Raw genomic sequence first — 11,518 nt, 5'->3', positions numbered from 1 at the left:
GAGGCGCGGGCGCCTGATCCGTACGCTTCGGGCATGAGACTCTTCGGGCCGCGCGGCCGACACGAGGCGGATCGGCCCACGAGTTCCCCCGTGGATGAGGTCATCGCGCTCTACACGGCGGGGCGTTACGCCGAGGCGGAGACCGAGGCCCGTGCCGTGGCGGCTGCCTGGACCGGGCGGCGCGGCACCCCGTACGCACCGCTGGCCCTGAGCTTCGCCGCCCTGGCGGCGGGGGCCCAGGGCCGTCACGCCGAGGCCGTCACCGCGTACGACGACCTGCTGCCCGTCTTCGGAAGGACCTTCGGCGCCGAGCACATGCTGACCCTGAAGCTGCGTTCGGATCGCGCGCAGGCACTCAGCGCGCTCGGTCGGCACGCCGAATGCGAGGCGGAATGCCGGGCCGTCGCAGGGGTCGCGGCCCGCGGCACCGGCCCGGACATGCTGAACACAGCGGCGGCCGCACGCAACGGACTGGTCTTCGCGCTCACCGCGCAGGGCCGTCACGCGGAAGCGGAGGCCCTCGTCCGCGACGCCCTCGCGGCCCATCCGGAGCATGACCGGTTCGCTCTGGTCCTGCGACTCGGCCTGGCCCGCAGCCTCAACGCCCAGGCCCGTCACGAAGAGGCCCTCGCCGAGGCGGAACGCGCCGACGACCTGCGCCGCGGCATGTCCGCGGAGCAGCACCGCGCGGAGACCGGTGCGGTCGAACTGGCCTTGGCCACCGCCCTCCAAGGGCTCGGCCGTGAACGCGAGGCCCACAGCGGGGCCGTGACCGCGCATGATGCGTGCCTGGCGATGTTCGGCCCGGACCACCGCCGGACCGTCGAGGCTCGGGACCTGCTCGAACGTATCGCCGGGGACGTGCCGGACACCGACGCCCGGTAGCGTGACACACGGGCTGGGGCCCGCTCTGCACGCAGAGCGGGCCCCAGCCCCGGGTTGCCCGGCCTCGGCCCGGCGGCGCACGGAGCACCGCGGGACGGGGTGATCAGGACGCGGGCTGCTCCACCTTCGTGGCCGGGTCGCCGTCCACCGCGGCGGCGAGCTGCGGGACGAGGCGGTCGAGGACGTAGGGGATGCTCAGCACGGTCGACAGGGACACCGCGTTGCCGTAGTCGCCGGACTCCTTGACGAAGACCTCGCGGCCCTCCTTCACGACCTTCAGGTCGGCGTACAGCTTGTCCTTGTGCAGCTTCGCGACGGCCGTGGTGGTGTCGGGCACGATCCACACCGCGACGCTCTGGTCGAGCAGGTCGGTGCGCTCCTTGCTGATGTTGGCGCCGAACTGGTCGCCGATCACCTTGTCCAGGTCGGCCGGGAGCTTCAGCCCGAGGTCGGACAGCAGCCGCGAGCGGGCGTCCTGGCTGCCGTAGACGAAGGTGCCCTCGTACGGGGTGGCCATCACCGTGGTGGCGCCGGCGAACTCGGGGTGCGCCGACTTGGCCTCGGCGAACTTCGCCTCGACGCCCTCGACGAGCTTCGTGGCCTCCTCGGGCTTGCCGAGCGCCTTGCCGATGGTCTCGGTCTGCTGCTGCCACGGGATGCCATAGTCGTTGAACTCCTTGGGCTGGGCCACGACCGGCGCGAACTTCGACAGCGTGTCGTACTGCGCCTTGGTCAGGCCCGAGTACAGGGCGAGGATCAGATCGGGCCTGAGGGCGGCGATCTTCTCGACCTGCGGCCCGGTGCCGGTGTCCTTCAGGACCGTGGGCGCCGCGGCGGAGCCCAGCTTGTCCTGCGCCCAGGGGCCGACGGCACCCTTGTAGCCGCCGATCCACTCGGTGGTGCCGACCGGGACGGTGCCGAGCGCGAGGACGGCGTCCTGGTCGGTGAGGCCCACGGTGACCACGCGCTTGGGCTCGGACTTGATCGTGGTGCTGCCGTACTTGTGGGCGATCGTGACGGGGAAGACGTTGCTCGCCGACGCCTTGGTGGAGCCGGAGCCCGGCTTCGACGCGTCGGAGGGCGAGTCGGAGGAGCCGCAGGCGGCTGCCGCACCGACGAGCATCAGTACGGAGGCGAGCAGTCCGGCGAACCGGGTGGCTCTGTTGGCGCGGGGCATCGGGTGATCCTTCTGTTCGTTTCGGTTCTGGACGGGTTCGTTCAGGGGCGGCGGCCGTTACGGCCGGGGGGTGCTGCGGTGCTCCGCCCAGGCCTGCCACAGGGCGGCGTACGGGCCCCCGGCGGCGCGCAGTTCGTCATGGGTGCCGCTCTCGGCGATGCGGCCCTCCTCCATCACCACCACCCGGTCGGCGGCGGCGGCCTGGCTGAGCCGGTGCGCGACGACCAGGGCCGTACGGCCCTCCAGCGCGCGCTCGGCGGCCTCCTCCAGCCGCCCGGCGCCGGCGCTGCCGGCCTCCGCGGTGGCCTCGTCGAGGACGGCGACCGGCGGATCGGCCAGCACCAGCCGGGCGAGGGCGAGTTGCTGCGAGCGGTCGGCGGTCAGCCGGTGGCCGCCCTCGCCGACGACGGTGTCGAGGCCCTCGGGCAGCGCCTGCGCCCAGCCGAGCGCGCCCACCCGCTCCAGGGCCTCGCGCAGCTCCTCGTCGGTGGCGTCCGGGCGGGCCAGGCGCAGGTCGTCGGCGAGCGGGCCGGAGAAGACGTGCACCTCCTGCGTGACCAGCGCGACCGTGCGCCCGGTCTCCGCGGGTTCGCCGCCGCCGACGTCGACCCGGCCGGACGACGGCCGGTGGATGCCGACGACGATCTTGGCGAGCGTGGTCTTGCCGGCGCCGCTGGCACCGACGAGGGCGACCCTCTCCTTGGGCCGCAGCACCAGGTCCACGTCGCTGAGCACCGGCCGTCCCGGCACGTAGGCGTGGCCGACGCCCACCACGGTCACGGCGGGAACACCGGGGACGTTCTGCCGCTGGGCGTCATCCACGACGAGGGGCGCCGGCTCGTCGACGACGCCGACCAGCCGGGCCAGGGCGGCGGTCGCGGACTGGGCGTCGTCCAGCAGCACCAGCGCGGTGTTCACCGGGCCGAACAGGCTGTGGAAGTACAGGGCCGCCGCCGTCGCCGTGCCGATCGACGCGGAACCGCCGCGCACCAGCAGGAAACCGGTGACCAGCACGGCGGCCAGCCCGGTGTACTCGGCCACGTGCAGCCGGCTGTAGAAGCGCAGCACCAGCTGCACCCCGCGCAGCGTCAGGTCGACGGCCGCGCGGGAGCGTTCGGTGACCCGTTCGGTGTGCCCGGCCTCGGCCCGGTAGGCCCGTACGGTCGCCGCGCCGCCGATGGTGTCGAGCAACTGCTGCTGCTGGGCGCCGGTGGCGATGCGCTCCTTGGCGTACAACGGGGTGGCGTTGCGGACGTACCAGCGCGCGGTGTGCGCCTGCACGGGCACCGCGAGCAGCGCCGCCAGCAGGAACCGCCAGTCCAGGACCGCGAGGGCGGCCAGCGTCAGCACGATCGACAGCCCCGAGCGCACCAGTTCCGGCAGGGCGGTGCGCACCGCGTCCGCCACGCGTGACACGTCCCGCGTCACCCGGGAGTTGAGGTCGCCGGAACCGGCCCGCTCCAGGCGCTCCAGCGGCAGCGACAGCGCCCGTTCGACGAAGCGCTCGCGCAGCTCGGCCAGTACGGTCTCGCCGAGCCGTGACACCAGCGACATGCCGAAGGCGGTGGCCACGCCCTGCGCCACGGCGACCAGCACCAGCAGCACCACGGGCAGCGTCAGCGCCCCCGCCGGGCGCCGCTCGGTCACCAGGTCGACGATGTGCCCCAGCAGGGGCTGCGTCAGCAGCCCCACCGTCGTGGCCGCCACCATCACCACGGCCCCGCCCACCGCCAGCGCCCGGTGCGGACGCAGAAGTTCCCGTACCGCGGCACGCGTCCGCGCGGGCGTCGCCGTGGGCAGCAGCTCCCGGGCCGCGGATCCCGATGCCGTCGTCATGCCAGTACCGCCGTCCGGTAGGTCGCGTCGCCGTGCACGAGGTCGCCGTGCGCGCCGTCGGCCGCCACCCGGCCGCCGTCGAGGAGGACGACGCGGTCGGCGACGGACAGCAGGGCCGGGCTGTTGGTGACCAGCAGCGTGGTGCGGCCGCGGCGGTGCTCGCGCAGGCCGCCGGCGATGCGGGCCTCGGTGACCGCGTCGACCGCCGTGGTGGGGTCGTGCACGACGAGCACCGGGCGGTCGGCGACGAGGGCACGGGCGAGCGCGACGCGCTGGCGCTGGCCGCCGGAGAGCGAGCGGCCGCCCTCGGCGACCTCGGTGGCGGTGCCCTGCGGCAGGGCCCGGGCCACCTCGTCCGCGCAGGCGGCGGCCAGCGCGAGGTCGTCGTCCCCGGTGCCGCCCAGGTTGTCGGCGAGGGTGCCCTCGAACAGGTCGGCGTCGTGCGCCGCGACGAGGACCACGGTGCGCAGCCGCGCGGGGTCGAGCTCCGGCAGGGGTACGCCGTCCAGCTCGACGACGCCGGCCTCCGGGTCCGTGGTGCGGCCGAGGCAGGCGAGCAGTGCCTGCGCGGCGGCCGGGTCGGTGCTGGCGACGCCGAGCAGTTCTCCGGGCCGGACGTCGAGGTCGGCCCCGCGCAGGGCGCCGAGGGTGACGCCGCGCAGCCGCAGCCCCCCGCGTACCGGTTCCGGCAGGGCGCGTTCGCCGGGCTGCACGTCGGGTTCCGCGGCGAGCACGGCCGCGATGCGTCCCGCGGAGGCCCGCCCCTGGGCGAACTCGGTGTTGACCCAGGCGAACACCTCCAGCGGTCCCAGGAGGAACAGCGCCAGGCCGACCGCAGAGACGAGCTGACCCAGCGTGATGTCGCCCGCCGTGGCGAGCCGTCCGCCGATCAGCGCGACCACCGCGATGAAGACCCCGGTCAGGGTGAGCACCACCCCGCTCTGCCAGGCCTCCGCGCGCGCCGCCCGCACCGTGGCGCCCAGCGAGGCACGGCTGGTGCGCCGGTACCGTTCGACGGCGGCGCTCTGCGCCCCGATTCCCTTGAGCACCCGCAGTCCCGCCACCAGGTCGGCGGCGATCCCGGAGGCGTACGCGGCGCGCTCCTGCTCGGCCTCGCTGCGCCGCTCCAGGGGCTTGCTGAGCAGGTGCCCGAGCCAGAGCAGCACCGGTGTGCCGAGGAGGACGACCAGGCCCAGCAGGACGGAGATCCGCAGCAGCGCCACGGCGCTGACCAGGAGTCCGGTGAGGGCCGAGATCCCGGTCATCACGGCCATGTTGACGGCGCCGACCCGCTTGGCGTCCTCGGTGGCGATGTTCGCCAGCTCACCGGGCAGATGGCCGCGCTCGGCGCCGCCGCGGGGGTCGAGGACCCGGCGTACGAGGGTGATCCGCAGTTCGTGCGCGGCCTGTTCGGCGGCGCGTTCGCCGGCGCGGGCGCCGAAGCGGAAGCTGAAGGAGAGTCCGACGTACACGACGGCCAGCACCGCGAGCCAGCCGAAGAGGGCGCGTCCGTCACCGTCGGACACGGCCTGGTCGATGACGATGCCGATGAGGACGGGGACGAGCGCCTCCCCGAACTGATGGCCGGCGCCGAGCACGGCGCCCACGGCGACGTCCTTCCGCCGGCCCTTGACCGTCCGCAGCAGGACATCCCGCCCCGACGGCACCTTCGTTCCCACCCCGCGACCCCTCCGGTACCCAGCCGACGGCGAGCAGCACGCCCTGTCTGAAGCTTAGGTAAGGCTACACTAAGTCCCCCTCGGGGGTGAGGTCCCCCCGGAGACGTCCCGGGCCCGCGGCGGACGACGCGCCGGGGCCGTGGCGAAGTGACCTCGGCCACGTGCGCACCCCACGCTTGACCTCAAGCGCTTGAGGTTCCGAAGACTGAGGACGTGGCAATGACAGACGCCCCGCCGGTTTCGATCCAGGAGGTGTCGCGACGCAGCGGCCTCTCCGAGCCGACACTGCGCTACTACGAGAAGATCGGCCTCATCGGCCCGGTCCCCCGTGACGAGAGCAGCGGCCACCGCCGCTACGGCGCTTCCGTGGTGGAGAGGATCGAGGCCCTGAGCTGCCTCAAGGCGACCGGGATGAGCGTGCGCGACATGCACGCATACCTCCGCCACCTCGACGCGGAGGCGGACGCCGACCGGGCCGTGCAACTGCGCGAGCTGTTCCGGCGCAACGCCGACCGGGTGGCCGGGGAGCTCGAGCGGATGCGGGTCCGCCTGCGGTACCTGCAGCTCAAGACCGACCTGTGGGACGCGCGGGAGCGGGGCGACGACGACGCGGAGCAGCGTGCCGTGGACGAACTCACGCGCACGGTGCCCGATCTGAGATAGGGAAGAGAACACCATGTACGACCTGAACCCCGGCTCCGGACCCGTCCTCGTGACGGGCGGCAGCGGCTACCTCGGCTCGCACGTCCTCGACGCGCTGCTGCGCGCCGGCCACCGGGTGCGCACCACCGTCCGGTCGCTGGACCGCGCGGAGGATGTCCGCGCGACCGCGGCCCGGGCGGGCGCCGACCCCGGACGGCTGGAGATCCTCGCGGCGGACCTGGGCGCGGACGAGGGCTGGGCGGAGGCGGTGAAGGGCTGCGAGCACGTCCTGCACGTGGCGTCGCCCTTCCCGGCCCGGCAGCCCCGCCACGAGGACGAGGTCATCGTCCCGGCCCGGGACGGAGCACTGCGCGTGCTGCGGGCGGCGCGTGACCACGGCGTCCGGCGCGTGGTGATGACCTCGTCCTTCGCCGCCGTCGGCTACAGCCGTACGGGTGGCGGCGCCTACGACGAGAGCGACTGGACCGACCCCGGGGACGACCTGACCCCCTACGTCAAGTCCAAGACGGTCGCCGAGCGCGCCGCGTGGGACTTCGTGGCCGCCGAAGGAGGGGACCTCGAACTGGCCGTGATCAATCCGCCCGGGATCTTCGGCCCCGTGCTGGACCGGCACCTGTCCGCCTCGGTGGGGCTCGTCAAGGCGATGCTGGAGGGGGCCCTGCCGGTGGTCCCGCCGCAGTACTTCGACGTGGCCGACGTGCGTGACGTGGCGGAGGCCCATCTGCGGGCGATGGCGGAGCCGGCCGCCGCGGGCGAGCGCTTCCTCATCGGCACCGGCACGGCGACGAGCCTCTTCGCGATGGCCCGTGTCCTGGCGGAGGGACTGGGCGAGCGCGCCGCGAAGGTACCGGCCCGGGAACTCACCCCCGAGGAGGTGCGGGAGGGCGCGCGCACCGACTCGGCGCTGCGGGAGGCGGCGGGTCAGCTGGGCAAGGTGCCGGTGCTCCGCACCGACAAGGCGCGCGCGGTGCTGGGCTGGGAGCCCCGCTCCATGGAGACGACCGTCCTCGACACCGCCGGGAGCCTGTTCCGGCTGGGGCTGGTCGACGTCTGACACCCCGTGCGGGTCACGTCGGCCAGTCGTACCCGAGGGTGAAGTCGACCACCACGGCGAAGGTCAGGTACAGCAGCCAGGCGGCGGTCAGCAGGCGGAACAACCCCATCACGCGCTCCGCGACGGGCACGCCGACCGACATGACGAACTTGCTGAGGTAGACGGCGAAGAGCCCGACGAAGACCAGCCCGACGGGCCAGTCGTCGACCGCGAAGAACACCGTCGCGCCGAGGGCCGACAGGACCATGTAGGCCACGCCGACCCCGGCGTTGACGCGTGCGTCGTTGCCGCGGTAGCGGTCCCAGCCGAGCGCGAACCAGTGGATGCCGTACGCGGTGAAGGCCAGGGCGGCCATGTAGAGCGGCGGCTCCTTGAACACCTCGAACCAGGTGAGGCCCACGAAGAGGATGACGCCCGCCAGGAGCTGGCAGAAGCCCGGCAGCCAGATGCCCCAGACGCCCATCGCCCGGTCGACCCGCTCGTCCCTCTTGGGCCAGCCGAACAGCTCCTGGGAGCCCCAGATCAGATAGCCGGTCGCCAGTCCGAAGAAGCCGAGGGCGAGCGGTGGGTACACCGATGGTTCAAAAATCACATCCATTAGTCCATTATTCACCCAAATGGGTCATATTGCCCATTCGGCCCACGGGGTGCGGCCCGCACTTCGGCGCACGGCGATGGCGGAGGGTGTCGATTCCGTCACCCTCCGTCGGTCGGCGGTGCGGAGGGCTCACGGCGGGTGAACGGGAACCGCTCACCCTGCTCGCCGTGACCGTCGTCCGGACGTAGGGGTCAGCGTGCGTCCATGCCGAACGAGTCGTGGACGGGGCGCACCTCGACCGCCACGACGTGGAAGTCGACGACGCGTCCGGCGATCTCCCGCGCACGCTCCGGGCTCGCGCAGTCGACCATGTAGTAGGCGGTCACCTGCTCCCTCGCCTCCGTGAGCGGTCCGTCCGCCGTCGTCGCGCCGTCCCCGCGCAGCCGGATCGTCGTGGTGTCCCTGGGGTAGGCGAGGCCGGCCCCGTTCAGCAGCTCGCCGGTGCCCGCGAGATCCTTGTGCAGCTCGTCGTGCCGGCGGAACACCTCGGCGCGCTCCTCGGCGGTCATCGCCTCGGTCGCCGCGGGGTCGGCGTACATCAGCACCAGGTACTTCATGCCACCACCTTGGCAGAAGGCCGCTCGTCGCGGCCTTCTGCCATCGGAACTTCAGCCCGCCGTGATGCGGAGCCTGATCGTCCGGGACTGCGGGCGCAGCGCGAACTCGGGCCACACGTCGGGCCCGCACGCCCGGGAGCCGAGGCCGTGCTGGGCCGCGTCGACGAACAGGTGGCTGGTCGCCGACTCCGGGAGCTCGAACGGGTGCGCAGCCCGGGCGATCTGCTGCGGTGTGTGGCGGCTGAGCGTGAAGCCGGGGAGGCGCCCCTGTGCGTCCGGGACGGTCACGAGACGCAGCACTCCGGCGCCGCCACTGGTTAGTTCCAGCTGTCGCAGGCGGGAGCGGTGCCCGGTCTCCTGGGGGCGCGCGTAGGCGACGGAGAGCTCGTCGACGCCGGCGGAGAAGCGGCCGGTGCGCGCCGCGCGGAGGCTGTCGGGGTAGGACTCGTGCGGGCCCATGCCGAACCACTCGGCGCCGTCGACGGGGGCGGCGCCGTCGGGCAGGTCGAAACGGACGCCGATCCGCGGCCACACCGTCGCCCAGCCGCTCGACGGCTCGATCTCCACCCGCAGTTCGAGCTCGTCCCCTTGGAGGGACCAGACGGTCTCCACCGTCACCGACGACGCGGTGTTCGCCGCGGACACCTTGGTGACGGTCCGCAGCGCGTCCGTGGCGGTCTCCACCAACAGCACCCGCGTGGTCAGCCGGTCCAGGCCGTCGCCACGCCAGAGTTCGGCGTTGGAGACCCCGGGGACGTGGGCGTCGCTCTCCTCGGCCACCCCCGAGGTGCCCTCGTCGTTGTCGGTCGGGGCGCGGAACAGTTCCAGCCGCGGGCCCGCCACGGCGCGGCCGGCGAGCCGTACCAGGTCCCCGCCGGCGAACTCGGCGATGCCGAGCGTCAGCGTCCCCTCGCTCCGCCGCCAGTCGGCCGGAAGCCGGACGGCGGGCACGGCACGTCGCGCCGAACGGTCCAGCTGGGCGGTCGCGACCACATGGCCCTCGCTCGCCCACGCGGTGCCGGCCGCCAGGACCGCGTCCAGGGTGAGCCAGGTCTCCGCATCCCGCGACATCGCGATCCGCGGCAGCGGCACGCGCGCCGACCCGCCCGCCACGACGACGGGCACGTCAAGGTCCCCGGCGTCCACGGGCGTCCCGTCGTGCTCGACGCGCCAGCGGAAGCGCAGGTCGGCGGTGTCGGCCGAGTGCCGCAGATTGGTGATCGTCACCGTGTCGCCGTCGCCGTCGCCGTCGCCGTCGCCCGCGTCGAAGGTGAAGCGGACCGGCTGCACGACCGCCTTGAACTCGTGGAGGCCGGGGGTCGGGACGTCGTCGCTGAGCACCATCCCGTCCATCACGAAATTGCCGTCGTGCACGACCTCCCCGAAGTCGCCGCCGTAGGCGTAGTAGGGCGTGCCGTCCGGGGCCGTCGTCAGGATGCCGTGGTCGCGCCATTCCCAGACGAAGCCGCCGTGCAGGCGCGGATGCCGGTGCACCAGCGCCTCGTACTGGTCGAGGGCGCCCGGCCCGTTGCCCATCGCGTGGGCGTACTCGCACAGCAGGAACGGCTTGGTGCGCTGCCGTGCGCCCTGCGAAGGGGTGCAGTCCTGCAGCGGGGTGCGCGAGCCGTCGGTCCCGATCTGCTCGGTCTCCGGCACCGAGGCGTACATGCGCGAGTAGACGTCCGTGTACGCGCCGGTGTGGTCGCCCTCGTAGTGCACGGGGCGTCCCGCGTCGCGGGCGTGCACCCAGGCCGACATCGCGGCGAGGTTGGCGCCGGTGCCCGCCTCGTTGCCGAGCGACCAGAGCACGATGCTGGGGTGGTTCTTGTCCCGTTCGACGGTGCGCCGGATCCGGTCCAGGTACGCCTCCCGCCACGCCGGGTCGTCGCTGGGGTTCCCGGCCCAGCCGACCTTGTCGAAGCCGTGCGTCTCCAGGTCGCACTCGAGGACGACCCAGAACCCGAGTTCGTCGGCGAGGTCGAGCAGCCGCGGATGCGGCGGGTAGTGGCTGGTGCGGATCGCGTTGACGTTGAACCGCTTCATCAGGGCCAGGTCCTGGCGCGCGTGCTCCTCGTCGAAGACACGGCCGCGCTCGGGGTGGGTCTCGTGGCGGTTCATCCCGTGGAAGACGACGCGGCGGCCGTTGACCAGGAACCGGTCGCCGCGGATCTCGACCGTGCGGAAGCCCGTCCGCACCGTGACGGTCTCCGCCGCCGAGGCCACGGTGACCTCGTACCGCCGCGGTACCTCGGCCGACCAGGGCTCCACGCCGTCGACCTCGAACGCGGTCACCTCGGCCGCGGAGCCCCAGACCCGCTCGACGCCGAGCTCGGGGATGCGGAGGGTGACCGGGAACGCCGCCGCCTCCGCGGTGACCTCCGGGTCGATCCGGCCGCGCCCCCGCTCGAACCCGGTGCGCAGCCAGACGTCCTCGATGCCCCCGACCGGCCGCGCGATCAGGGTGACGTCGCGGAAGATGCCCGGTAGCCACCACTGGTCCTGGTCCTCGAGGTAGCTCGCCGCCGACCACTGGTGCACGCGCACGGCGACGACGTTGTCGCCCGGGCGCACGGACGCGGTCACGTCGAACTCGTGGGCCAGCCGGCTGCCCGAGGCACTGCCGACCTCGTCGCCGTTCACCCACACCTTGAAGAGCGACTCAACGCCGTCGAAGCGCAGCACGACCCGCTCGGCCCGCGACCAGTCGGCCGGCAGGTCGAAGTGACGGCGGTAGTCGCCGGTCGGGTTCTCGTCCGGCACGTGGGGCGGGTCGATGGGGAAGGGGAACTGGATGTTGGTGTAGATGGGCCGGCCGTAGGCCCCGTCCCCCTGGAGCACCCAGTGGGAGGGCACCGGGATGTCGTCCCAGCCGCCGTCGTCGAAGCCTTCGGCCGCGAAGTCGTCCGCCGCCGTCGCCGTGGGCGACAGACGGAACCGCCAGTGCCCGTTGAGCGAGCGGGAGGGGGCGTCGGAGTGCAGCCACGAGCGCGCCGGACGCAGCGCGCCACGCCCTGGGGTGGTGTCCGAAACATACGCGGAGAGCTCGGAGGGCAAGAGGTCACAACTCTT

At 73.4% G+C, this 11,518-nt stretch carries 9 protein-coding genes; 3 read left to right on the top strand and 6 right to left on the bottom strand.

Features of this window, described 5'->3' with window-relative positions:
- Positions 1 to 33: 33 nt before the first annotated feature.
- Positions 34 to 885 (top strand): tetratricopeptide repeat protein, encoded by an 852-nt coding sequence (locus OG937_04140; protein WUD70925.1) that lies wholly within the window; start codon positions 34 to 36, stop codon positions 883 to 885.
- Between the two features lie 103 nt (positions 886 to 988).
- Here OG937_04140 and OG937_04135 read toward each other — a convergent pair whose 3' ends face one another.
- The 3 genes from OG937_04135 to OG937_04125 are packed head-to-tail and all read right to left on the bottom strand — an operon-like array spanning position 989 to position 5,577.
- Positions 989 to 2,062, bottom strand: coding sequence for an iron-siderophore ABC transporter substrate-binding protein (locus OG937_04135; GenBank protein ID WUD70924.1), 1,074 nt, complete (start codon positions 2,060 to 2,062; stop codon positions 989 to 991).
- A gap of 57 nt (positions 2,063 to 2,119) precedes the next feature.
- Complete coding sequence (locus OG937_04130; GenBank protein ID WUD70923.1) at positions 2,120 to 3,898, bottom strand: ABC transporter ATP-binding protein/permease; 1,779 nt, start codon at positions 3,896 to 3,898, stop codon at positions 2,120 to 2,122.
- Positions 3,895 to 5,577: an ABC transporter ATP-binding protein/permease gene (locus OG937_04125; GenBank protein WUD70922.1), complete on the bottom strand. Its 1,683-nt coding sequence runs from the start codon at positions 5,575 to 5,577 to the stop codon at positions 3,895 to 3,897. Before OG937_04125 ends, OG937_04130 begins: the two co-directional genes overlap by 4 nt.
- Before the next feature lie 219 nt (positions 5,578 to 5,796).
- Between OG937_04125 and OG937_04120 the strand changes: the two genes are divergently transcribed.
- Together OG937_04120 and OG937_04115 are read left to right on the top strand one after the other, a co-directional pair.
- Positions 5,797 to 6,240: a MerR family transcriptional regulator gene (locus tag OG937_04120; GenBank protein WUD78625.1), complete on the top strand. Its 444-nt coding sequence runs from the start codon at positions 5,797 to 5,799 to the stop codon at positions 6,238 to 6,240.
- Between the two features lie 13 nt (positions 6,241 to 6,253).
- Positions 6,254 to 7,294, top strand: a complete 1,041-nt coding sequence (locus tag OG937_04115) for an aldehyde reductase (protein ID WUD70921.1) — start codon at positions 6,254 to 6,256, stop codon at positions 7,292 to 7,294.
- A 13-nt stretch (positions 7,295 to 7,307) separates the two neighbouring features.
- Here OG937_04115 and OG937_04110 read toward each other — a convergent pair whose 3' ends face one another.
- From OG937_04110 to OG937_04100, 3 genes are all read right to left on the bottom strand, one after another.
- Positions 7,308 to 7,892: a hypothetical protein gene (locus tag OG937_04110; protein ID WUD70920.1), complete on the bottom strand. Its 585-nt coding sequence runs from the start codon at positions 7,890 to 7,892 to the stop codon at positions 7,308 to 7,310.
- A 191-nt stretch (positions 7,893 to 8,083) separates the two neighbouring features.
- Positions 8,084 to 8,449 carry a YciI family protein gene (locus OG937_04105; protein ID WUD70919.1) on the bottom strand — a complete coding sequence of 122 codons (366 nt, stop codon included), beginning with the start codon at positions 8,447 to 8,449 and terminating at the stop codon, positions 8,084 to 8,086.
- 51 nt (positions 8,450 to 8,500) lie between these two features.
- Positions 8,501 to 11,503, bottom strand: a complete 3,003-nt coding sequence (locus OG937_04100; GenBank protein ID WUD70918.1) for a DUF4981 domain-containing protein — start codon at positions 11,501 to 11,503, stop codon at positions 8,501 to 8,503.
- Between the last annotated feature and the right edge of the window lie 15 nt (positions 11,504 to 11,518).

The organism is Streptomyces sp. NBC_00510 (assembly GCA_036013505.1).
Taxonomy (GTDB): Bacteria; Actinomycetota; Actinomycetes; order Streptomycetales; family Streptomycetaceae; genus Actinacidiphila.
The sequence above is the reverse complement of the archived record's forward strand: the minus strand, read 5'-3'. Positions and strand labels throughout refer to the sequence as shown.